The sequence below is a fragment of the Flavobacterium sp. S87F.05.LMB.W.Kidney.N genome, assembly GCF_004366435.1.
Taxonomy (GTDB): Bacteria; Bacteroidota; Bacteroidia; order Flavobacteriales; family Flavobacteriaceae; genus Flavobacterium.
Genome location: NZ_SODX01000002.1, coordinates 420504 through 445599, shown reverse-complemented (window position 1 = coordinate 445599; position 25096 = coordinate 420504). Strand labels below are relative to the sequence as shown.

Annotated in this window: 20 protein-coding genes; 18 read left to right on the top strand and 2 right to left on the bottom strand. The window is 33.3% G+C overall.

Going from position 1 to position 25096, the window contains the following annotated elements; genetic code table 11:
- Positions 1-4: 4 nt before the first annotated feature.
- The 4 genes from EDB96_RS07770 to EDB96_RS07755 all read left to right on the top strand — a co-directional run bounded on the left by EDB96_RS07770 (position 5) and on the right by EDB96_RS07755 (position 3413).
- Positions 5-457 (top strand): Lrp/AsnC family transcriptional regulator, encoded by a 453-nt coding sequence (locus EDB96_RS07770; RefSeq protein WP_057116602.1) that lies wholly within the window; start codon positions 5-7, stop codon positions 455-457.
- 110 nt (positions 458-567) lie between these two features.
- The gene (locus EDB96_RS07765) at positions 568-1341 is read left to right on the top strand and encodes a dienelactone hydrolase family protein (protein WP_134140017.1); all 774 of its coding nucleotides are present in this window, start codon (positions 568-570) and stop codon (positions 1339-1341) included.
- A 45-nt stretch (positions 1342-1386) separates the two neighbouring features.
- Entirely contained in the window at positions 1387-2388 is a 1002-nt protein-coding gene (locus EDB96_RS07760) for a DUF3667 domain-containing protein (RefSeq protein ID WP_134140015.1), read from the top strand.
- Positions 2389-2396: 8 nt separating this feature from the next.
- Entirely contained in the window at positions 2397-3413 is a 1017-nt protein-coding gene (locus EDB96_RS07755) for a M28 family peptidase (RefSeq protein ID WP_134140013.1), read from the top strand.
- A gap of 146 nt (positions 3414-3559) precedes the next feature.
- Here the strand turns inward: EDB96_RS07755 and rho are convergent, their stop codons facing one another.
- Entirely contained in the window at positions 3560-5407 is a 1848-nt protein-coding gene (rho, locus tag EDB96_RS07750; RefSeq protein ID WP_134140011.1) for a transcription termination factor Rho, read from the bottom strand.
- 183 nt (positions 5408-5590) lie between these two features.
- On the opposite strand from rho, the gene EDB96_RS07745 reads away from it, so the two are divergent.
- From EDB96_RS07745 to EDB96_RS07735, 3 genes are all read left to right on the top strand, one after another.
- Entirely contained in the window at positions 5591-6001 is a 411-nt protein-coding gene (locus tag EDB96_RS07745; protein ID WP_134140009.1) for a DUF4293 domain-containing protein, read from the top strand.
- 124 nt (positions 6002-6125) lie between these two features.
- Complete coding sequence (locus EDB96_RS07740) at positions 6126-6785, top strand: response regulator transcription factor (protein WP_057116608.1); 660 nt, start codon at positions 6126-6128, stop codon at positions 6783-6785.
- A gap of 13 nt (positions 6786-6798) precedes the next feature.
- Positions 6799-7716, top strand: a complete 918-nt coding sequence (locus EDB96_RS07735; RefSeq protein WP_134140008.1) for a sensor histidine kinase — start codon at positions 6799-6801, stop codon at positions 7714-7716.
- 2 nt (positions 7717-7718) lie between these two features.
- Here EDB96_RS07735 and EDB96_RS07730 read toward each other — a convergent pair whose 3' ends face one another.
- The gene (locus EDB96_RS07730) at positions 7719-8213 is read right to left on the bottom strand and encodes a metallophosphoesterase family protein (RefSeq protein ID WP_057116610.1); all 495 of its coding nucleotides are present in this window, start codon (positions 8211-8213) and stop codon (positions 7719-7721) included.
- A 278-nt stretch (positions 8214-8491) separates the two neighbouring features.
- Here EDB96_RS07730 and truA point away from each other — a divergent pair, with 278 nt between their 5' ends.
- The 11 genes from truA (at position 8492) to EDB96_RS07675 (ending at position 25087) form a co-directional block, all read left to right on the top strand.
- Complete coding sequence (gene truA, locus EDB96_RS07725; RefSeq protein ID WP_057116611.1) at positions 8492-9226, top strand: tRNA pseudouridine(38-40) synthase TruA; 735 nt, start codon at positions 8492-8494, stop codon at positions 9224-9226.
- Between the two features lie 88 nt (positions 9227-9314).
- Positions 9315-11069 (top strand): ABC transporter ATP-binding protein, encoded by a 1755-nt coding sequence (locus EDB96_RS07720; protein ID WP_134140007.1) that lies wholly within the window; start codon positions 9315-9317, stop codon positions 11067-11069.
- Between the two features lie 107 nt (positions 11070-11176).
- Positions 11177-12697 (top strand): sensor histidine kinase, encoded by a 1521-nt coding sequence (locus EDB96_RS07715; protein WP_241774345.1) that lies wholly within the window; start codon positions 11177-11179, stop codon positions 12695-12697.
- Between the two features lie 85 nt (positions 12698-12782).
- On the top strand, positions 12783-15380 hold the full coding sequence (locus EDB96_RS07710) for a zinc-dependent metalloprotease (RefSeq protein ID WP_134140005.1): 2598 nt from the start codon (positions 12783-12785) through the stop codon (positions 15378-15380).
- A 15-nt stretch (positions 15381-15395) separates the two neighbouring features.
- Complete coding sequence (locus tag EDB96_RS07705) at positions 15396-18734, top strand: SusC/RagA family TonB-linked outer membrane protein (protein ID WP_134140003.1); 3339 nt, start codon at positions 15396-15398, stop codon at positions 18732-18734.
- Between the two features lie 11 nt (positions 18735-18745).
- Positions 18746-20065, top strand: a complete 1320-nt coding sequence (locus tag EDB96_RS07700; protein WP_134140001.1) for a RagB/SusD family nutrient uptake outer membrane protein — start codon at positions 18746-18748, stop codon at positions 20063-20065.
- A 148-nt stretch (positions 20066-20213) separates the two neighbouring features.
- The gene (locus EDB96_RS07695) at positions 20214-20978 is read left to right on the top strand and encodes a LytR/AlgR family response regulator transcription factor (RefSeq protein WP_134140000.1); all 765 of its coding nucleotides are present in this window, start codon (positions 20214-20216) and stop codon (positions 20976-20978) included.
- A 223-nt stretch (positions 20979-21201) separates the two neighbouring features.
- The gene (locus EDB96_RS07690; RefSeq protein ID WP_111285499.1) at positions 21202-21786 is read left to right on the top strand and encodes an NUMOD4 domain-containing protein; all 585 of its coding nucleotides are present in this window, start codon (positions 21202-21204) and stop codon (positions 21784-21786) included.
- A 468-nt stretch (positions 21787-22254) separates the two neighbouring features.
- Positions 22255-23643, top strand: coding sequence for a dihydrolipoyl dehydrogenase (gene lpdA, locus EDB96_RS07685; RefSeq protein ID WP_134139998.1), 1389 nt, complete (start codon positions 22255-22257; stop codon positions 23641-23643).
- Positions 23644-23894: 251 nt separating this feature from the next.
- Complete coding sequence (locus EDB96_RS07680; protein WP_134139997.1) at positions 23895-24845, top strand: SPFH domain-containing protein; 951 nt, start codon at positions 23895-23897, stop codon at positions 24843-24845.
- Positions 24845-25087: a hypothetical protein gene (locus EDB96_RS07675; RefSeq protein ID WP_057116621.1), complete on the top strand. Its 243-nt coding sequence runs from the start codon at positions 24845-24847 to the stop codon at positions 25085-25087. The genes EDB96_RS07680 and EDB96_RS07675 overlap by 1 nt, the downstream gene beginning before the upstream one ends.
- Positions 25088-25096 lie beyond the last annotated feature (9 nt).

The window sequence follows — 25096 nt, the reverse complement described above, 5'->3', positions numbered from 1 at the left end:
TTGAATGGAATTATTAGACGAATTTGATATTAGTATTATTAAAGAATTAGAAAAAGATGGCAGAATGGCTTTTTCTGCGATTGCTGCTAATTTGAAAATATCAAATACAATGGTGCATCAACGTATTAACAGAATGATCGAACAAGGTGTAATTGGAGGTATAAAACCCATTATTCAGGAAAAGAAAATTGGATATGACTGGGCATCTTTTACGGGAATTACGCTAAACAAAGATTCTGATTCTGACCGAATAATTGAAGCACTTAAAGAAATTCCAGAAATCACAGAATGTTATTATGTAACGGGTTCCTTTACTTTATACATAAAAATAATTGCCAAAAATCATGAACACATGCGCCGCATTCTTTATGAAAAAATTGATGGAATTCCAGGTATTGCCAAAACTGATTCTATCGTAGAATTGGGCTGCGCTTTTAAAAGAAATATATCCTTATAAAAAAACACGTATTTGTTATCTAAAATATTGGTTACAAACCTCACAAGAATTTACTTGTGAGGTTTTTTTGTAACATAATATTTCTGATATTTGTTAAAAATTGTAGAATTATGAAAAATACAGTGCTAATTTTATTCAGTGCAATCTTATTTTCAAACCTTATGAATGCACAACTAAAACCCGTTAAGTATACAGAAGGAAACCAGCAGTTAAATGGTTTATTTATAAAATCTGCTAAAAAGAGCAGTCAAAATCCTGGAATCTTACTTTTACCTGCCTGGCTGGGAATCGACAATGCTTCTAAAGGAATCGCGGAGGAATTATCTAAATTGGGTTATCATGTTTTTATCGCTGATATTTATGGAGAAGGAAATTATCCAAAAAATACTGGAGAAGCTGGAAAACAAGCTGGTTTTTATAAAGCCAATTATGAAGCGTACCAAAAACGCATCAATACTGCATTACAAGAATTAGTAAAACAGGGAGCCAATGCCGATAATATTGTTGCTATTGGTTATTGCTTTGGAGGAACAGGAGTTTTAGAAGCTGCACGCGGTCATCTAAAACTTAAAGGAGTTGCTTCATTTCATGGCGGTTTAGGGAAAGATGCCAGCAGAAAAACAGAAACTATAACTACGAAAGTTTTAATATGCCACGGAGCTGACGATCCGTTTGTACCAAAAGACGAAATTACAGCATTCCAACAAGAAATGCGTGATTCTAAAGCCGACTGGCAAATGATTTATTATGCTGATTCTGTTCATTCATTCACCAATCCAGAAGCCGGAAATGATAATTCAAAAGGTGCGGCTTATAATCCTGTTGCAGCAAAAAGATCTTTTGACCATTTGCAATTATTTTTGAATGAAGTTCTAAAAAAGTAATACTACCTGCCCTCCCAGCCAAAACAAATTAACTAAACCACACCAATGTCACATAGTAAAATTAGAGAAGATAAAACCTGCTTGAACTGCAGGCATGTTGTAGAACAAAAATTCTGTCCAAATTGCGGACAGGAAAATACAGATTCCAGAAAAACATTTCATCATTTATTTATTCATTTCTTTGAAGATTTAACGCATTATGAAAATGCTTTTTGGAAAACAATAAAAAACCTTCTTTTTAAACCTTCTACTTTAACTAAAGAATATCTTTCTGGAAAAAGGCTTTCTTATCTTGCTCCGGTTCGTCTTTATATTTTTATAAGTTTTATTACTTTTCTTTTAATTGCATTATTCCCAAGTGAGATAACTGAGAATTTGACAAAAAGTGAAAAGCAAATTGCGTCCAGTTTAGAAAAAGAAAATACAAAAGAAATTAAAAGCTACACTGAAAAGTCTTATTTGAAGTCAAAAACATTGGATAAGTCCTATTTTCAATTGAAAACAATGAAAGAAATCGATTCCATTCAAAAATATGGGAAAGAAAGCGAAAAACTGACACAATTTGAATACTGGCTATATGAAAAGGCTGTGCACGTGACAGAGAATAATACTAAAAAGCAAATTATTGAAAAATTTATAGAATCTTTTGTACATAACATACCTAAAATCCTGTTTATCATCATGCCTTTTTTTGCATTTTTCTTGTGGCTTTTCCACAGTAAAAAAAGATGGTATTATTTTGATCATGGTATTTTTACACTTCACTATTTTTCATTTCTGCTGTTGATATTTCTTATCATGTTTATCGTCAACCGATTAATTGGTCTTTTGGGAGAAGATAGTCCGTTATCTTTTATATCAGGAATTACAACATTTGCAGGAACAATTTGGATGTGTTATTATTTTTATCCCGCACACCATCGTTTTTATGGCGAATCTAGAATAGTGTCATTTATAAAAAGTTTTTTCTTATTTGTAATAAACTCACTATTTATTATATTTTTACTCACCTTTTATGTTCTTTACACATTTATTAATTTACACTAACAATAAGAATGAAAAAATTACTCGTTTTATTATTAATTGCTTCTGCGTATTCTTGTAAAACTACGCAGTCAGTTGCATCCAAAGACAATTCGGATCCGACAAAATATATCAAAGTTATTACCGAGAAGGATCTTAAAAAAATGCTTTATACTGTTGCTTCTGATGAAATGGAAGGCCGAGAAACAGGTTCTAAAGGACAGAAAAAAGCTGGTCTTTATATGATTGAGCAATACAAAAAAAACGGGGTATCTTTTCCTAAAGGCGCTTCAGATTACTACCAGCCAATTCCTGCTGCTTTCTTAAACGCAAAACGCAATCAAAATTTACCTGACTCAGAAAATATCTGGGCATACATTGAAGGTTCTGAAAAACCAAATGAAGTTTTAGTAATTTCTGCTCATTATGACCACGTTGGAATTAAAGACGGAGAGGTTTATAATGGAGCTGACGATGATGGTTCTGGAACTGTAGCGGTTATAGAAATGGCTAAAGCGTTTGCTAAAGCTAAAAAACAAGGCCACGGACCAAAACGTTCTATATTATTTCTTCACGTTACCGGAGAAGAACATGGTTTGCACGGATCTCGTTTCTATTCTGAAAATCCATTATTTCCAATCGCAAATACGATTGCTGACATCAATATTGACATGATCGGACGTCGCGATGTTGAGCATGCTAAAACAAACAATTACGTATATGTGATTGGTGCGGACAGATTATCTTCAGATTTGCATAATGCTGTTGTAGCTCAAAATGACAAATACATCAAAATGGACTTAGATTTTAAATTTAACGACCCTAAAGATCCAAATCATTTTTACGAGCGTTCTGATCATTATAACTTCGCAAAACATGGTATTCCATCTGTTTTCTTATTTAACGGAGTTCACGAAGATTACCATGGAAAAGACGATATTCCAGAAAAAATCGAATACGATGCTTTGGCCAGAAGAACAAAATTAGCTTTTGTAATCGCATGGGATTTAGCGAACAGAGAAAATAGACCTGTAGTTGATAAAAAATAAGGTGCTGAGTTGCTAAGGTTCTAAGGCGCTAAGGTAAAATACAAAAGGGATGAGTTTTTAAACTCATCCCTTTTGTATTTTACTGAAATTTAACCTCTTAAGAAAAACCTCAGTACCTTAGAACCTTAGTCCCTAAGAACCTCTCGCTAGTCATTCATCGAAATTAAAAACTCTTCGTTGTTTTTAGTTTTCTTGAAACGGTCATTTACAAAATCCATAGATTCTACTGGGTTCATATCCGATAGATATTTACGCATAATCCACATTCTTTGTAATGTTTTTTCGTCTAACAATAAATCATCACGACGTGTACTAGACGAAGTAAGATCGATTGCAGGGAAAATACGTTTATTGGCTATCTTACGATCTAATTGTAATTCCATGTTACCAGTTCCTTTAAATTCTTCGAAGATAACTTCGTCCATTTTAGAACCTGTTTCTGTTAATGCAGTTGCGATGATACTTAAAGAACCTCCGTTTTCTACATTTCTCGCAGCTCCAAAGAAACGTTTTGGTTTTTGCAATGCATTTGCATCAACACCTCCACTTAATACTTTTCCAGATGCTGGCTGTACTGTATTATAAGCTCTTGCCAAACGTGTAATAGAATCTAAAAGAATCACAACATCGTGACCGCATTCTACTAAACGTTTTGCTTTTTCAAGTACTATATTAGCAATTTTTACGTGTTCTTGTGGCTCTCTATCAAAAGTAGAAGCGATAACTTCACCACGAACACTTCTCTGCATATCAGTAACCTCCTCAGGACGTTCGTCGATAAGAAGAACGATCAAATAAACCTCTGGGTGGTTAGCAGCAATTGCATTTGCAATATCTTTAAGAAGCATTGTTTTACCCGTTTTTGGCTGTGCAACGATCATACCACGCTGTCCTTTACCAATAGGTGAAAACAAATCAATAATTCGGGTTGAAACAGAACTGCCTTTTTCTGCTAGTTTGAATTTTTCTGAAGGGAAAACTGGTGTTAAATGTTCGAAAGAAACTCTATCGCGAACAACCTGCGGATCGTGCCCATTAATTTTTAATACACGAACCAAAGGAAAAAACTTCTCTCCTTCTTTTGGAGGGCGAACCACTCCTTTTACAGTATCTCCGGTTTTTAGACCAAATAATCTAATTTGCGAAGTTGATAAATAAATATCATCTGGAGAAGCTAAATAATTATAATCTGATGAACGTAAAAATCCGTAACCGTCGGGCATCATTTCAAGAACGCCTTCACTTTCGATAATTCCATCAAATTCAAAGTCTGAATCTCTAAAATTATTGCTTTTTTTATTTTTATGATTAGGATTTTGATTGTTGTGATTTCCGTTTCCATTGCCATTCCCGTTTTGATTCTGATTTGGATTCGAATTCGGGTTTTGATTTTGGTTTGGATTCTGGTTTTTATTTTGATTCGGATTAACCTTTTTTGCAGGAGCAATTTGTGGAGTTTTCTCAGCCGTTTCAGCTGTTGGTTCAGAAGTAGCTATTTCTGAAGTAACTAATTCTGAAGGCTCTTCATTTGTAACTTCTTTTACAACTTCTTTATCTTTTTTAAGAGCTACTTTTTTCTCGTAAGCCGATTTGTTGAACTTTACAATTTTAGGCTCTTTCTTTGCTGCTGATGTCTTATCTCCTTGTACTTCTGGAGCGGCAGCTTCTGCAATTGGCTGCACAGTTTCAGCAGTATCGTTTTTTTGAACAGTTTCCTCTACTTTATCAAATTCTAAAACGGGAGTATTTTTGGTATTTGCTGCTTTAGTCTTCACTGGAGCTATTCTCGCTCGCTTTGGTTTTTCATCTTTAGAATCAGAAACTGCTTCTGTTTGAGGAGCTTCAGCGGGCGCAAGAGTACTTTCTTGGTGTGCTAAAATTTGACTAATTAAAGTCTCTTTTTTGACACCATTAATCTTTATTGTTTTAGCTAACTTAGCTATTTCTTGAAGCTCAGCAAGCTTCATTTCTTTTAATGCAGAAATATCAAACATGAATGTTCTATGAATTTAATTATTTTAAAGGAAATACTGTAAAAAGAATAGGTAGATAATTAATTTGAATTGACCGCAGTATGAAGTGCTTACGGTATTATGATGCAATAATACGAATAAAATTTAATCATACAATAGTATTTTAAAAAAAGAAAATATATTTTTGTAAAACATTTTTAGATCATGATACAAAGAATTCAAACTGTATATCTATTTCTGGCTTTTGCTGCAACGGGCATTTTAATGCTTTTTGTTCCGTTATGGACGACAAGTGCAGGAAAACCATTCTTTTTTATGCAGGACCAGCTTTACACCGTTTTGTTAGGGTTAACCACAATGCTTAGTGTAATTAGTATTATTTCATTCAAAAAGAGACAAAATCAGTTTGTATTAAACAGACTGAACATAATATTAAATTTAATTTTATTAGGATTATTTGTATATCGTTCGCTAAATTTATCTGGAGAGGCTGAAGTCTCTGAGAAAGGTATTGGGATGTTTCTACCAATTGTTGCTATCGTATTATTAGTTTTAGCTAATAAGGCCATCAAGAAGGATGAAGATCTTGTAAAATCTGTCGACCGTTTGAGATAAACCTATAAACTTAATTTTTATGTGCGAAGAAGAACCCGAATGAAATTCGGGTTTTTTTTGCCTTAAAACGAAATACTTGTAAGATAATTTTCATAATTTTGTTGTTTAATTAGCTTCTAAAGAAATGACTCCAAAAATAAAAATCCATCTTGCAGACGATCATCAGGTTTTAATTGATGGATTATCTAACTTATTAAAAACAGTGCCAAACTTCGAAGTAGCAGGAAGTTCACTAGACGGCACAACAGTTTTTAATGATGTGGTTTTGGATGGAGCTGATGTTTTAATTCTGGATATCAGCATGCCGAAAAAAGATGGAATTGAAACGTTAAAAGAATTTAATGAAAAACAATCGCCCTGCAAAGTCATTATTTTATCTAGTTATGATGATTTAAAAATCATTAAAGAAGTAATGAAACTTGGCGCAAAAGGTTATCTCACAAAAAATTGCGCAGGCGAAAACATTATTGAAGCAGTTGAAGCAGTTTATAACGGACAGGAATATTTTAGCGATGCTGTTAGAGAAAAAATCTTTAATACCTTTAAAGATAATCCGAAATTGAACCACAATGCAGTTATCGAAAATCCGATTCTAAGTCCGCGTGAAATCGAGATCATCATTTTAATTGCCTTGGAATACAGCGGAAAAGAAATCAGCGAAAAACTTTTCATTAGTTCACATACTGTTGAAACCCATCGCAAAAACATTATGAAAAAACTAAACATTAAAAGCACAATTGGTTTAGTAAAATATGCTCTTAAAAACAATTTGATTAATCCATAAAAATCAGTTTTTTATGTTTGGTTTTAATTTTTTCATATCACTTGTTTTCTCCTTCGCTGTCAAAGGAACTTTTGTTTCGCAAAAAGTTGTCGCAAATCTTCAAAGTCACAATCCTATAACACAAGTTGAAAGCAAAACAACTGTCAATCAGCTTAAAATGAGTGAGCAGCTGCGAAATAAAAAAATAGTCAGTTTATCAATTGTTCTCATAGTTATCATCTTCTTTTTATTTTATTTTTTATATCAGAACAATAAATTAAAACAAAAAATAAAACGAAAAGATACGAAACAAAAAATCCTCCTTGACATCATTAATTCTGGAATTGATACTCAGGAAATAGAGCGAAAAAAAATAGCCTCTTTTCTGCATGATAATATTAATTCACTGCTTTCATCTGCTGGATTACATTTAAATACTTTTACTGCCCAAAACGATATTAAATCTGATGAAATACAAAAAGCAAAAGCCATTTTGTCTGAAGCACATGAACTTTTACGAGATATGTCCCACGATCTTGTTCCTTCGCTTTTAGTTCGCTTTGGGTTAATTTATGCATTAGAAGATTTATGCGAAAAAAACTCCAATTCTGCGATTGAATTTGAATTTTCGAGTTCTATCCCAATTAGCAGAAGATATCTTGAAAAATTTGAAATGAAAATTTATTTCATTGTAAGCGAACTTTTCAACAACGTTATAAAACACAGCGACGCCAAAAAAGCGAGGCTTTCTTTAATTGAAAAAAACGATCAGTTAATCTTGAGTATACATGATGACGGAATTGGTTTTAGAACCCAAAAGCTAAATGATGTAGAAGGTTTTGGTTTGAACCGAATTAGAGCCCGAATTAAAAAATACAAGGGAAAACTATCTATTACATCAAAAGAAAATGAAGGAACCAAAATTAAAATTCAGATTCCGTTACCGAATTAAAGTTATTTTGCTCCAATTTCCACAATTTCTAAATCTTTGATTTTATCATCATCAATTACAAATCGAAGCATTGTTCTCACTTTATGAAAACCACTTTTTCCTGCGGCACCCGGATTCATGTGCAATAAATTATTTTTCTTATCAAACATTACTTTTAAAATGTGAGAATGCCCGCAGATAAAAAGCTTTGGCGGATTCTGTGCCATTTCTTCTTTAATATTTGGATTGTATTTCCCAGGATAACCGCCAATATGCGTAATCCATACGGAAACATTTTCACATGAAAAACGATTGTTTAAAGGGAATTCCATTCTTGCTTTTGCATCGTCGATATTACCGTAAACAGCCCTAAGCGGTTTTAGTTTTTTTATCGTATCGGTAACATTCAGATCTCCAATATCGCCGGCGTGCCAAACTTCATCTGCCTGATTAACATATTTTAAAATAGTATCATCTATATGGCTGTGCGTATCAGAAAGCAGAAGGATTTTTGTCATTTTTTTAAAGGGGCTAAAGTTCTAAGATGCTAAGATACTGAGATTTTTTTGTTGACACATGTTAAAAAAACTTAGAACCTTAAAAACTCCAATCTGCCGTTAGACACACTGCGGTGGGTTTCTACAGATATACATCACAGAAAAACCTTTGAACCTTTGCCTCTTTGAACCTTTGTCCCTAAAAAGAAAAAACTTAGTCCCGAAGTCTCGCGACAGCATCTTAGAATCTCAGAACCTTTTTTCGTACCTTTGTGCCTCTGAACCTTTGAACCTCTACAGTGAGATATTTTATTCAATTTGCTTATAACGGAACACATTATCATGGCTGGCAGATACAGCCCAACGCTTCTTCTGTTCAGGAAACTTTAAATAAAGCTTTATCGGTTTTATTGAATGAATCTATTAGCATTATGGGCGCTGGAAGAACAGATACTGGTGTGCATGCAACTGAAATGTTTGGGCATTTTGATACTGAGAAAACTTTAGATGTTCCAATTTTGATTCATAAACTGAATTCTTATTTACCAAAAGATATTGCCATTTTTGATATTATTCTGGTTCATGATGATGCGCATTGCCGATTTGATGCTACAAAAAGAACGTACGAATATCATATCAATACCATTAAAAATCCATTTTTACAGGAATTAAGCTGGTATGTAAATCAGAAACTGGATGTGAATTTGATGAACGAAGCGGCGCAGTTATTATTGAAACATACCGATTTTCAATGTTTTTCAAAAGTAAATACAGATGTAAATACTTTTGACTGCACTATCTTTGAGGCGTTTTGGAAACAAGAAAACTCAAAACTGATTTTTACTATTTCAGCAAATCGATTTTTGAGAAATATGGTTCGGGCAATTGTCGGTACTTTAATTAATATCGGTTTACACAAAATTACGCTGGCAGATTTTGAAAATATAATTGCCAGTAAAAGCAGGGAAAAAGCTGGATTTTCGGTTCCAGCACATGGTTTATATTTAACCAAAATAGATTACGATTATTTATAGCTGTAGGCTATAGGCTTTAAGCAATAAGCTTTTAGCACTTTATTAAAAGCCTACTGCCTAAAGCTTATAGCTTAAAGCACCAAAAAAAATGAAAGCAAAAGCATTCGATACAGGATTATTCAAACGAATTTTAAAATATACAAAGCCTTATAAATGGCGTTACTACGGTGTAATTATTTTCGCCGTATCGCTGTCTATTTTCGCCGCACTCCGCCCCTATTTACTTAAAGAAACCGTAGATGGATATATAAAAACCCATGACAAGATGGGATTATTGATGTATATCATTTTGATGGGTGTAGTTTTATTAATGGAAGTTTTCTCGCAGTTTTACTTTGTATATTGGGCGAACTGGCTCGGTCAAGACATTGTTAAGGACATTCGAACAAAACTTTTTAAACACATTTTGAGTTTCAGAATGAAGTATTTTGATTTGGTTCCGGTTGGCCAGTTGGTTACTCGAGCCGTTTCAGACATTGAATCGATTGCCCGTATTTTCAGTCAAGGTTTATTTATGATTATAAGCGACTTGATGAAAATGTTTGTCGTACTTATTTTTATGTTTTACATGAACTGGAAGCTGACTTGGATTGTGGTTCTTGCCATGCCTATTTTGGTTTTCATTACCAGAATATTTCAACGTAAAATGCAGGTGGCTTTTGAAGAAGTGAGAACTCAGATTGCCAACATGAACTCTTTTGTACAGGAACGCGTAACGGGAATGAAAATTGTTCAGCTTTTTAATCGTGAAAAAATCGAAGCAGAAAACTTCAAAGACATCAATAATAAACATCGTGTTGCTTGGATCAAAACGATTTTATACAACTCGATTTTCTTCCCTATTGCTGATATTATTTCATCTATCACTTTGGGATTAGTTGTGGTTTACGGCGGTTTTAGAATTTTGAACGGAGATCATTTTACCACTTTTGGAGATTTGTTTTCGTATACAATGTTCATTGGAATGCTCTTTAATCCATTAAGACAAATTGCAGATAAATTCAATGAAATGCAATTGGGAATGATTGCTGCCAATCGTGTTTTTGATATTATTGATACACAAGATCATATTCAGGATACTGGGAAAATTGAAGCGCCAGTTTTTAACGGAAGTATAGAATTTGAAGCGGTTCGTTTTAGTTATATTCCCGAGGAAGAAGTTATAAAAGGAATTGATTTATCTGTTGCTGCAGGACAAACAGTAGCCATTGTAGGTTCTACAGGTGCAGGAAAATCTACTATAATCAATCTGTTGAATCGTTTTTACGAAATTAACAGCGGAACAATCTCTATTGACGGCGAAAATATCGAGAACTATACTTTGGCTTCACTTCGAAAACAAATCGCAGTGGTTTTACAAGATGTATTTTTGTTTGCCGATACGATTTACAATAACATCACTTTACATAATCCAGAAATTACGCGTGATCAAGTAATTGATGCCGCGAAAAAAATCGGTGTTCATGATTTTATTATGAATCTGCCCGATAATTATGATTTTGATGTAAAAGAGCGAGGCGTAATGCTGTCGTCTGGACAAAGACAATTGATTGCTTTTTTACGTTCGTATGTAAGCAATCCAAGTATTTTGATTTTAGACGAAGCAACTTCTTCTATAGATACCTATTCTGAAGAATTGATTCAGCGTGCAACTGAAACAATTACAAAAGGAAGAACTTCTATTATTATTGCCCACCGATTGGCAACAATAGTAAATGCAGATAAGATTGTAGTGATGGACAAAGGACTAATTGTTGAACAAGGAACGCATCAGGAATTATTGCACAAAACTGATGGTTATTATAAAAATTTATATGACTCACAATTCGCCGTGGCGAACTAAGTCATAACCGATATTCTTTGAAATTTAGATTAAAAAATATTACTTCACGACGTGCTTTTTTAATATACGTTATTGTTTCGATTCTTATCACTGTTTGTTCTGTATACATGTTAAGTAATTTAATTACTGATGTTACAAAAAAAGCAAATGAAAGTGAGGCGCGATTGAACTTCATTAAAAAACATGAATTAATGTCGCGGGAATTTTCGAGATTTCTGGAACAGGAAAACAGAATCAAACATGCTTTAAAAATCAGCAATAAATCAAATTTATCAGCTAATATAAAAGTATTGTCATCTGTTCAGTCCATCAATTCTATGATAGTTGATAACTGGTTTCAGATTAATGATGAAAAAATAGAATTTGGAAACGATTCTGTTTCTGATGAAATAAAAAAAGATATTACCAATTTTATTGCTAAAAATCAAACCACTGTTCGCAGCAACACAGTAATTAAACAAGGAAAAGAATGGGTTTGGAGAATTTACTTTAAAACTATCTCTAAAAATCATACTACGGTTCGTTGTGGTTATGACATCAGTTTAAAAAAATTACACGATAATTTTTCGACTGTTGACAAAGCTGCTTCGAATTATGCTTTTGTATTTGACAAGGCAGGAACATGCGTTTATCATCCCGACTCCACTTTCATAGGGAAAAACATTTATGATTTCTCTGCTATTAAGCCATCAGATACCATTTTCACTTATAAGAAAGATCCCAACAGAACTTCGGCATCTGATTTTTTAAAATTGGATTACACCAAAAGAGTTACGATGTCTGAATTTTTAAAGCTGGATGTAATCAGTTTTACGACAAGATTAGATATTAAAAATCTGCCTTGGTATATTTCCATTAGTTTTCCAAAAATGATTGAGGATGAAACTGTTTTATTGACTAAAAAATATTCAACATGGATATATTCTATAACAACAGTTATGCTTTTGCTGATATTCTACTTATTTTCTTATGCCAACAGACGCGCCTATAAAGAAAAAGGAATTGTAATTAAGGAGAAAAACAAACTCTTGGTAGAAAATGAAAAAATCATCAAAGAGAAAGCACTTATCCAACTGCAGCAATTAAAAGAACAGATAAATCCGCACTTTTTATTCAATTCGCTCAATTCACTTTATATGTTAATTGGAAGCGATATTAAAACTGCGCAGAAATTTACTTTGAACTTATCTCGTATTTATCGTTATTTAATTGATCCGCCTGAGAAGAATGTCGTTCCTCTAAAGGATGAATTATTATTTATCGAGAAATATATCTTTTTACAGCAAACCCGTTTTAAAGAAGAATTATTTTTTTCTATAGAAATTGAAGACGAATCTGCGTTAAACAAATTTATTCCGTATCTGGCTTTTCAAGTTGTAGTCGAAAATGCTATAAAGCACAACACAGCTACTCAAGAAAACCCTTTGACGACAAAAATCCTGATCAAAGCAAATCAGGTTATTATCAGTAACAATCTTCAAAAGAAATTGAATGCAGAACCAAGTACTAAATTTGGTCTAAATTATCTGCAGAGCATTTACAATTATTATTCAAAAAACGAATTTGAGACATCAGAAAAAGATGGCAGTTTCGTTTGTATCCTTCCTTTACTATCCATTCACTCCTAAAAAAAATCCGTTCACTCCTTTTTTTTTTTTTGCTGAACTAAAATCAAATAGTTTCGGCCAAAAATTAACCTAAACTTAACATCTGATGAAGGAAAAGGCATTCCTGCATAATTTGATAACATTTTGCTTACTCATTTTATTATTATCTCCGCTTACTGTTCAATCTCAAAAGAAAAAGAAAGACAAAAAAGAAGCGTCTACTGAAATTACAAAAGATTCAACCGACTCCAAAAAAGGAAAAAAATATGATGACCTTGTAAAAAAAGGTTCCGTTAAAAAAGGACTGTTCAATATTATTCAAGTTAAAACTGATGTTTATTTTGAAATTCAGGACAGCTTATTTCAAAGAGAATTTTTAGTTGTAAATAAATTATCTCAAGTTCCTTTTCAAGTAAATGAAGCTGGTTTAAATAAAGGAATGAATTATGAAAACAAAATTATTAGTTTTTATAAAGATACAATCGCAAAGAAAGTCTGGGTAAAATCGTATGTTCCTAAAGTTTCTTCACCAAAAGAAGATGCGATTACACAATCTGTACAAAATAATTTTGCCGAATCTATTATTGAAGTTTTTGATATTGAAACTAAAAACAATGATTCTACATCTGTCGTAATAAAAGTAAACAAGATTTTTGACGGAAAACAAAAAAGCTTCAATGATGTTTTGAGCAACATTGGGTTTGGAGGTTCTGTAAAATCTGAACTATCTTATATAGAAGGATTAAAATCTTTCCCAAAAAATATTGTTGTTAAATCTCAATTAACAACTTCTGTAAGCGAAGGCGGACCGGCACTATCGGTAACGCTTGGCGTAACAAGTAATATTATTTTATTGGATAAAACTCCAATGAAACCTCGTTTTTCTGATAACCGAATTGGTTTCTTTACCGAAAAGCATTGGTACTTTGCCGATGCACAGCAGGCAATGCTTGAAAAAGAATTGATTACCCGCTGGCGTTTAGAACCTAAGAAAGAAGATGAAGAACGATATTTGAAAGGTGAATTAGTAGAGCCGAAAAAACCAATCGTTTACTACATCGACCCATCTACTCCAAAACAATGGAGAAAATATATTATCGATGGAGTTCACGATTGGCAGGCAGCTTTTGAAAAAGCGGGTTTCAAAAATGCAATTATTGCAAAAGAACCTACTGAAAATGATTTAGATTTTGATATTGATGACGTACGTTATTCTGTGATTACGTATGCTGCATCTCCAAAATCGAATGCTATGGGACCATCTGTTGTGGACCCACGAAGCGGTGAAATTATCGAATCGGATATTATCTGGTGGCATAATGTTATGACTTCGCTTCAAAGCTGGATGCGAATTCAAACTGGACCAATCGATCCAAAAGCAAGAGGAAATAAATTCAGCGACGAACATATGGGAGAAGCTATTCGCTTTGTTTCGTCTCATGAAGTTGGACATACTTTTGGTTTAAAACACAACATGGGTTCTTCTTTTGCTTATGATGTTGAATCTTTAAGATCTAAAGAATTTACAGCAAAAATGGGCGGCACAGCTCCTTCTATTATGGATTATGCGCGTTACAATTATGTAGCACAGCCAGAAGATAATGTTACCGTTATTACTCCAAAAATTGGTGAATACGATAAATATGCTATCGAATGGGGTTACAGATGGTATGGTCCAAATGACAATGAAACTTTAAAATTAAACACTTTAATTGCCCAGCACCAAAATGACCCAATTTATTTCTACGGTGAACAGCAGGAAAATATAATTGATCCGCGTTCACAGTCTGAAGATTTAGGGAATGATGCAGTTAAAGCAAGCGAATATGGTTTGAAAAACTTAAAACGTGTTGTTGATAATATTGTAAACTGGACTTACGAGAAAGATCAATCGTATTACGAAACTGGAAAATTATACATCGGAACTATTGGGCAATGGCAAATGTACAATCGTCATGTAATGAACAATATTGGCGGTATTTATCTCAATACAACTGTTCATGGCGATAATAAACAAAGTTATGTTCCAGTTCCTGCGGCAATGCAAAAAAGAGCTGTAGAATATTTGACTAAAAACATAATTACGATTCCGCAATGGTTGTTTTTTAATGACATTTTGGACAAAACAAATCCGTTGAAAGATTCGCCTCTTGGTCCTTACGAGTATACGCCATACACGCTTTCAAGAGAATTACAATACAGCATTTTGTATGATTTATTAAGCGATGATCGTTTGCTTAGAATGACAGAAAACGAATTGTATCAGCGTAATAAAACCAAAGAACAGGTTTTTACCGTAAATGACTTGTTTAAAAAATTACATCAAAGTGTTTTTGCTGGAACATTGGCCAATAAATCTTTGACTATTCTAGAAAGAATGACACAAAAGAATTATGTAGATGTTTTAGTTGTATCGACCAATAAATTGTTTGAAAAAACAGATGCAAAAAAAACAATCGAAATTCAGGAAACACTTAATATGCCGCATTTATGTAATTATATAGATGATGCACACATGGCAAGAAATATCAATCAATCTTCTTTAAAAAGAGTTACAGAAGTGACTTCTGATAAAAAAGGAGAATTAAATAAAGTACTTCAATTATTAAAAACAAAAAAGAATACAGGAGATCAATCAACCCAAAACCATTACCGCGATTTAATACAACGAATCGAAAAAGCCCTAAATAATACAACCTTTTAATACCAATCCAAAAACATGAAAAAAATTCTACATGCCTTACTGCTGTTCCTGGCCATCGCAGGATACTCGCAGGAATCCCGAACTATTACGGGAATCATTCTAGACGAAGCAGATCAGTCGCCTATTCCAGGTGCATCGATTTTTGTCGAAAACAATGCTATTTCAAACAAAACTGCATTAGCAGGAATTATTCAAAGTGAAGCAATCGGAACTACTACAGATTTCGATGGTAAATTCACCTTAAAAATTGGAAAAAATGTTACTTCTTTGAGAGTTACTTTTATGGGGTACAAATCGTATACTCTTGAACTAGACTCTCAAAAAAACTATACCATTAATTTAAAATCTGAATCTGCAAAACTTCAAGAGGTTGTAGTTACAGGTTATCAAAAAATTGAGAAAAGAAAAGTTACCGGTGCCGTTACCAAAATTGATATGGCTGCAATCCAGCAGACTGGGGTTTCTAGTATAGATCAATTATTGGTGGGACAAATTGCGGGTGTTGCTGTTTCTACTCCATCTGGTGCGCCTGGTGCTCCGGCAAAAATTCGAATTAGAGGTACAGCATCTCTTAACGGTACACAAGATCCACTTTGGGTACTTGATGGTTTACCATTAGAAGGAAATGAAGTTCCAAAAAATTACGATAAAGATAATATCGATGTATTAAACAATTTCTCTATCGCAGGTTTAAACCCAGACGATATTAAAGATATTACCGTTCTTAAAGATGCTGCTGCAACGGCTATTTACGGTGCTCGTGCTGCAAATGGTGTAATCGTTGTAACTACTAAAAAAGGTAAAGCCGGTAAAATGGTTGTAAACTTTAATACAAATACTTTTATTACACAAAGACCAGAATTTTCTAAATTAAACTTATTGAATGCAAGCCAAAAAGTTGATTTAGAGCTTAACATGGCAAGCCGTGAAGATTTAACATACAGAGACAACGCTGGAGAAATTTCTCGTATCCTTAACGGATCTAATGAACTAGCTGCTTTTAGAGCTGGTGGATTTTCTTCTTTAAGTCCAGCAACTCAACAATCGATTAATGATTTAAGAAACAACAATACCAACTGGGGTAACTTAATTTACCAAACTGCAATAAACACGCAGCACGGTTTAAGTTTATCTGGCGGTGGTGAAAAATCAGATTACTATTTCTCTTTAGGATACTATGATGAGAAAGGAACAACTATCGGGACTGGTTTCAAACGTTACAACTTAACTTTGAAAAACAATTTCGAAATTACAGATAAATTTAAAGTTGGAGTTGGAATTTTTGGTTCTGAAAACAAAACTACATCTTACTTAACAGATACTGATGCTTTTACAAGTCCAAGTAATTATTCTAGAAATGTAAACCCATATTTAACTCCATACAATGCTGACGGAAGTTATAAATATGACCAAGATATTTCTGGTTACTCAGATCGTTATGTTCCATTTAATATTTTAGAAGAAAGAGCAAACACCTCTTACGACTTAAAAACAAGAGCTGTAAAAGCTTTATTGGACGCTGAATACAAAATCACTAGAGATTTAAGAGTAACATCACAATTAGGTTTACAATTAGACAATACTTCTAGCGAAAAATTTGCTGATAAAGACACTTATTATACTAGAAAACAAAGAGAAAAATCTCGTTACTTTACTAACGGAGCTTTCAACTATTTCCTTCCTGATGGTGGTATTATCCAAAACTCAAACACTGACTTTTTTCAGTACAATCTAAAAACTATGGTGAATTACTCTAAAACTTTTGGAGAAAAGCACGAAGTTGAAGCCATGATTGGTAATGAGTTAAGAAGAAGTTACGCAACTTCTATTTCAACAAAAGGTTTTGGATTTGACAAGAGCACTTTGACTACAAAACCAATTATGTTCCCAAATACCAATTTTGCTAATGATTTGGAATACAGAACGTATTTGAAAACGGAAAACGAAAATGCTTTTGCTTCATTTTTTGCTACGGCATCGTATACATACGATAGAAAATACAGTTTCTTTGGAAGTGTTAGATACGATGGTTCAGATTTATTTGGTGTAGATCCAAAATACAAATATCTGCCGCTTTGGTCAACATCTGCTTCATGGACCGTTTCTGAAGAAGATTTCTTAAAAGACAACTTAACAGTTTCTAATTTAAGATTCCGTGCTTCATATGGTTTGCAAGGTAACATTGACAAAAATACTTCTCCATTTGTAGTAGGAACGTATAAAAACACAACCATTTTACCTGGGCAGACAGAACAAACTATTTCTGTTGAAAGTCCGCCAAACGATAAATTACGTTGGGAAAAAACGTCTAATACCAACTTAGGTATGGATCTTGGCTTATTCAACAACCGTATCAGCATTGTAACTGATTTTTACGGAAGAAAAAGTTCTGACTTAATTGGTTCAAGAGCACTTCCGTTAGAAAATGGTTTTGAATACACGAATTTAAACTGGGCGCAAGTAACCAATAGAGGTTACGAGATTACTTTGTCTACAAGAAATATTGACCGTCCAAATTTTAAATGGAATACAAGTATTAACTTTTCTCACAACAAAAGTAATGTAGATCGTATTGAAGTACGTGATAATGATTTTCTTCCAAGTAGAGAAGGTCTTCCTGTAAATGCTGTTTTTGGTTATAAAACAAATGGAATTGACGAAAACGGATATCCTTTATTTGTAAACAAAAAAGGAGAAACAGTAAATGCTCAGAAATTCTTCGGATTATATGATCCTTATGCTGACTTCTTCCCTGGAGAACTTACACAGTCAAGTTTATCAGCTGCTGAAATGAGAGATCTATTTGTTTACTTAGGCGATAGAGACCCTAAATTTACAGGTGGTCTTACCAACACTATTAAAGTAAGTAATTTTGATTTCACAGTAGCTGCTGCCTTCAATTTGAAGCAAACTGTAGTAAGAACTCCTCCTTATAACGGGACAATAGTTGATAGAGGACAAAATTATACTAATGATATTTTAAATGCATGGTCACCAACCAATACATCTTCTAATTTACCTGGAATTACAAGTAAGGATTCTGGAACAGGAGATTCGTATATGGCATACTTATGGTTTTCTGGACAAAATCAAATTCCAACTTACAATTATTTAGATACATGGGTTAGTGAAATGAGTTATATGAGATTAAGCAGTATGCGTTTAGGATACACATTCCCTAAAGCATTTACAGATCATATCAATATTCAAAGCATCAGACTTAATGTTGAGGCAAGAAACTTATTCGTAATTAGTTCAGATTACAAAGGTTACTTTGATCCAGAAACTTTCGGAAACATTTATGCACAACCAGTTCCTAAATCATTCACTTTAGGATGTAATGTAACTTTCTAATACAATTAAAGATGAAAAAAATCTCAAAATACATATTACTTTTTGTTGCTGCAATTGCAGTAACAAGCTGCGATGATTATCTGGATATAACACCTGTTGGCCGTGTTATTCCAGAAACACAAGAACAATTTCGTGCGGTATTAACAACAGGATATTCAAAATATCCGGAACATAAAGCATTGACAACACTTCGTACAGATGAATTGACGATGGATGAATTTAACGAAGATGTCAATATCTACAAAGATATTTTTATCTGGAAAGATTCCAATCCAGACCGTATTACAAGAGATTTTCAATATCAGGATTTATATAATGTAATTTTCTACACGAATGTGGTGATCAACGAAGCATCAAAAAAACTAGCTGCTTCTGAAGAAAAAAATCAATTAATTGGAGAAGCTTATGCTTTACGAGCAATGGCTTATTTTGATTTGGTTAACCTTTTCGCAAAACCATACAACGCTGCAACTGCTGCTTCAGACAAAGGCGTTCCTTTGGTTTTAGAAATTGATTTGGAGCAGGTTTTCGTTCCTCAAAGTGTTGAAGTAATTTACAATCAAATAATTACTGATACTCAAGAAGCTGAAAAACTAATCAATTTAAATTCACAACCAAAAGGTTTAAATTATCGTTTTTCAAAAGTTGCATTATTCAGCTTAGAAAGCCGTGTTTACTTACATCAGCAACAATGGCAGAAATCTTTAGATGCTGCAAATAAAGCGTTGGCAATCAACAACAATCTGGTTGATTTAAAAGCTGCCTCTGTTTTTGCAACAAAATACGATTCAAAAGAATCTATTTTAGCTTTAGAAGATGCATACATTAACAGATTAAAGGGAGCTTCATATGCTTCGCCTGAATTAATTGCGGCTTACAGCAGAACAACCGATTTACGTTTTCCTCTTTACTTTTTAGCAAGCGGAAGCCGTTTTAGAATTCAAAAAGGCGGTAATGACGATCAAAAATGTTCTTTCAGAACTTCTGAATTGTATTTAACAAAGGCAGAAACAGCTGCAAAATTAAATAACCTTGGCGATGCTAAAACAACATTGTTGAGTTTCATCAAAAACAGATATACTGCTGCAGCATATGCTCAGCTTGAAAGTGATGTAAATGCGATGAATGAAGCTGATTTAACAAACTTCATTTTAGCCGAGAGACAACGTGAATTTGCTGTTGAAGGACAGCGTTGGTTTGATTTGAGAAGAACATCTCAAAAACAAATTGTTCACAAATTTGGTGGTGAAGATTATACTTTGATACAAAACGATCCGCGTTACACGATTATTTATCCAGCAAGTGCGAGATTGAACAATCCCAATCTATAATACCTATTTGTTTTTTTAAAAGGTTCAGTTGAAAAACTGGACCTTTTTTTTTTGATATAATATTTACAACAAAATGCATTCTTTATTGTAATAAATAATTAGTGAATTATCTTTGCAAATAATTCGAGCGTATAAAAATGTCTAAAAGATGAAAATTGCTATTGTTGAAGATGAATATCTTGCTTCCAGCTATCTAAAATCCATTTTAGAGCAGCAGGAAATTCTACAGATCACAGCAATTACAGTTCTAAAATCTGTAAAAGAAGCTGTTGCTTTTTTTAGTGAAAACAAAGTCGATTTAGCTTTTATGGACATTCATCTGGGCGACGGAAAGAGTTTGGAGATTTTCGAAAAAACAATCATCGCCTGCCCCGTTATTTTTATTACCGCTTACGATTTTTATGCGATATCTGTTTTCAAGCATTTTACAATCGATTATCTTTTAAAACCATTTGAAGAAACAGAATTATTAGAGGCGCTTCATAAATTCAAAAAAATCAAAAACAGTTTTAACAGCGAGTCTACGCTTCAATCCCTAATAGCGCTAGAAAATCCAGAAAACAGTAAAATACAGCGTCATTTCTTGGTCAACCACGGTTATAAATTGATTTCAATTAATGAAAGCGAAATCAATTATTTTGCTGCCACAGGAAAGCATCTTTTTATTTATGTGAAATCTGGAAATAGTTACTTATATAATAGTACGATTACAGACATCATAAACAGCCTAGACACCTTTAACTTTTTTAAAATAAACAGAAAGTATATCGTTCATAGAAACAGCATCAAAGAAGTCATCAAACATTCTCACCAAAAAGTCGAACTAATTTTGACCGTTCCTTCTGTAGAAAACGACCCTATTTTCATCAGCAAAAAAGAAATTAATAATTTTAAAAATTGGCTCGATCAGTAATTAACAATTCATTATCTTAAAATTTATACTTACTGGAAAATTAAAAAACTACATAATTCACAATTTGTGATTTAAAATCCGATTAAAAACTGTCGAAATCGCTTTAAAACGTTAAATTAGCGTTATAGAAATCATAAAATTGATCTTTCATAATCAACAACATAGCGGTAATTTTTCGTTTATTATTTATCTTTGAGAATATAGAAATCAAATGTAAAAGAAAATGCCACAAAATAGATTTTATCCGAACGAACAGTTTAAAGAAATAGAAATAAATGCCTCATTACAATTAAGATATGCAATTTCAAACAGAGGAAGACTTATAAGTTTTACTGATGAAATTGAAAACGGACGCATCCTGAAAGGCGGATTAAGCGATGGATATCCAACCTTCCGTTTTAAGGTTAAAAAAGACGATAAAATCGTAAACAAATATCTCTTCCTATACAAATTAGTAGCCCAATATTTTATTCCGAAAGATTCCGAAGATCAAACGTATGTTCTGCATTTAGATTACAACAGAGCAAATGATGATGTAAGCAATTTACGCTGGGCAACCAAGCAGGAAATGATGGCGCACAGCCGTAAAAGTCCGAGAGTTATCCAAGCCAAAAAGAATCTAATCGAACACAATCTTAAAGCCGACGGACGAAAATTAACAACAACGAAAGTCATGTTAATCAAAAAAATTCTTGCGCGCCCAGAACAAAAAACACGTCTTAAAATGATTGCCAAACAATTCGGAGTAAGCGAAATGCAGATCAGAAGAATTGCCAGCGGAGAAAACTGGGGACACGTTAAGATTTAATGGTTGATGGTTGATTATTAATTGTTTGATGTTACTTCAAAATTAACAACTAACAATTAACAATTAATAAGGAAGTCGAAGCCACGCAAAGAATTCCACATGAAATTTAAAATTATAATAGCCACAGATTACACAGATTAACACTGATTTTAAAATCTTTTTAATCCTAACAATCTGTGGCTACATTATTTTTGACATTGATATTTGACATTGGTATTGGTATCGATAAATTTTCAGATTTAACTTCTAAATGTCAATTTTCAGTTCATAATTCACAATTTACAATTAACAATTACTTCAGTTTCTGTGAAAAGACCAAAATCTGTGTTGCTAAAAACAAATTTTCGAACGTTGATTTAAAATAAATCATTAAATTCGCAAGCACAAATAACAAAAGAATAATAATCGAAAAATGAGTTTCGGAAATATAAACTTCATTTTCGGTAGTTAATATTAAAAACCAAAAAAATGAAATACGACGTTATTGTTTTAGGAAGTGGTCCTGGCGGATATGTTACAGCAATTAGAGCTTCACAATTAGGCTTTAAAGTAGCTGTAGTTGAAAAAGAAAATCTTGGTGGTGTATGTTTAAACTGGGGATGTATCCCAACTAAAGCATTACTAAAATCGGCTCAGGTTTTTGATTATTTAAAACACGCTTCTGATTACGGATTGAAAGTTTCAGAATTTGACAAAGATTTCCCAGCAGTAATTCAACGCAGCCGTGGTGTTGCTGAAGGAATGAGCAAAGGAGTTCAATTCTTAATGAAAAAAAACAAAATTGACGTTATTGAAGGTTTTGGAAAACTAAAACCAGGAAAAAAACTTGACGTTACTGATAAAGATAATAAAGTTACAGAATACAGCGCTGACCACATTATCATCGCTACTGGAGCTCGCTCTCGTGAGTTACCAAACTTACCTCAAGATGGTGTAAAAGTAATTGGATACCGTCAGGCAATGTCATTGCCAACACAACCAAAATCTATGATCATTGTTGGTTCTGGAGCAATTGGAGTTGAGTTCGCTCACTTCTACAACTCAATGGGAACAGATGTTACTATCGTAGAATTTATGCCAAACGTAGTTCCTGTAGAAGACGAAGATATCTCAAAACAATTTGAGCGTTCATTGAAAAAAGCAGGAATTAAAGTTATGACTAACTCATCTGTTGAGCGTATAGACACAACTGGTGCAGGAGTAAAAGCGTTTGTTAAAACTGCTAAAGGAGAAGAAGTTCTTGAAGCTGACATCGTACTTTCTGCTGTTGGAATCAAAACAAACATTGAAAATATCGGATTAGAAGAAGTTGGTATTGCTGTTGACAGAGATAAAATCTTGGTAGACGCTTACAACGCAACTAACATTCCAGGATACTACGCAATTGGAGACGTTACTCCAGGGCAAGCTTTAGCTCACGTCGCTTCTGCTGAGGGAATTAACTGTGTGGAAAAAATTAAAGGTCTTCACGTAGATCCTATTGATTACGGAAACGTTCCAGGTTGTACTTATGCAACTCCTGAAATTGCTTCTGTAGGTTTAACAGAAAAACAAGCAAAAGAAAAAGGTTACGAATTAAAAATTGGTAAATTCCCATTCTCAGCTTCTGGAAAAGCAAAAGCTGCCGGAGCTGCAGACGGATTCGTAAAAGTAATTTTTGATGCTAAATACGGAGAATGGTTAGGATGCCACATGATTGGTGCTGGTGTTACAGATATGATTGCTGAAGCAGTTGTAGCTCGTAAACTAGAAACTACAGGTCATGAAATCCTTAAATCTATCCACCCTCACCCAACAATGAGCGAGGCTGTTATGGAAGCTGTTGCAGATGCTTACGGCGAAGTAATTCACTTGTAAAAATATACCGTTTTACGGTTATATATAATTTTCAATCTAAAAATCCGATTTGCGAAAGCGAGTCGGATTTTTTTATTGTTATATCCAATCAACAGCTTTGTTTGTCATATCGAGGAACAAAGAATGATAATACATTGTCTTAAAAATAAAGCCTTAAACTTTTATAAAGAAAAATTTGTTAAAAACTTGACATTAAAAAATTTTCTCATCGTCTTAAAATTCTTATTTTTATTATTTCTAAATAATTTTGCATGAAATTACCATTTATAGAAATAATTGAAGCCACTACAATTGATCCCAATCTATTAATGTGGAAATATTATGATGAAGACAAAGAAATCAAAAAAGGAGCAAAATTAACCGTTAGAGAAAGTCAGCAGGCAATGTTACTAAATGAAGGACAGCTTGCAGATGTATTCTCACCGGGACTTTACACCTTATCTACAGAAAACATTCCGATTCTGAGTAAACTAAAAGGCTGGAAATACGGATTTGAAAGTCCGTTTAAAGCTGACGTTTACTTTTTCAATACTCATCAATTTATCAATAACAAATGGGGAACTCCTGCTCCTATCCTATTAAATGATTCTCAGTTTGGGCAAATCAGGGTTCGTGCTTTTGGGAGTTTTGATATGAAGATTGTTGATGCTGCCAAATTCTTTCGTCAATATGCAGGAACATACCAACAGTTGACCATTTTTGAATTACAGAATCAATTAAGAGATTTTGTTGCGCCAAAATTTGGTGAAGTTCTCGCAAATGAAAATATTACAATTACTGATGTTGCTGGAAATATTACCCAATTAGGTCAAAAAATAGAGCCTTATCTTAAACCATATTTTCTACAATTGGGAATTGAATTAACGCAGTTTGTTATTACCAGCGTGACATTGCCAGAAGAAGTTACCGCTCATTACGATAAAATCACCAATATGAATATGGTAACTGATATGGATAAGTTTACCAAATTTAACACCGCAACTGCTATTGGAGACAAAGGAACAGCGCTTCACGATGCAACACAAAATGCACTGAGTATGGGAATTCTTTTAAACCAAATACAGCAGAATAAAGAAACTCCAAAACAAGAAACAGACGATCTGACTTCTAAACTACAAAAACTCAAATCTTTGTTTGATGCTGGTTTAATTGACGAAGCGGAATTTAAAACAAAGAAATCTGAACTATTAAGTGAACTGTAATGGAAGAAAAAAAAGTCAATTCATTTCTAGACAAACTTAAAGCAAACGCAAAAAAACAATCTAATTACGGCGGTGAATTAGAAATTACCCAAGCCCAAATGAATGTAAGGGATTGCCCAAATTGCGGCGCTGGAAGAGCCAAACAAGATGGCGTAACACATTGCGCTTATTGCGGATTTGAGTTCATAACAGTACAACTTACAGACGGAGTTTACATTAAGAAAGAAGATAATTCAATTTAAAAAATCAAG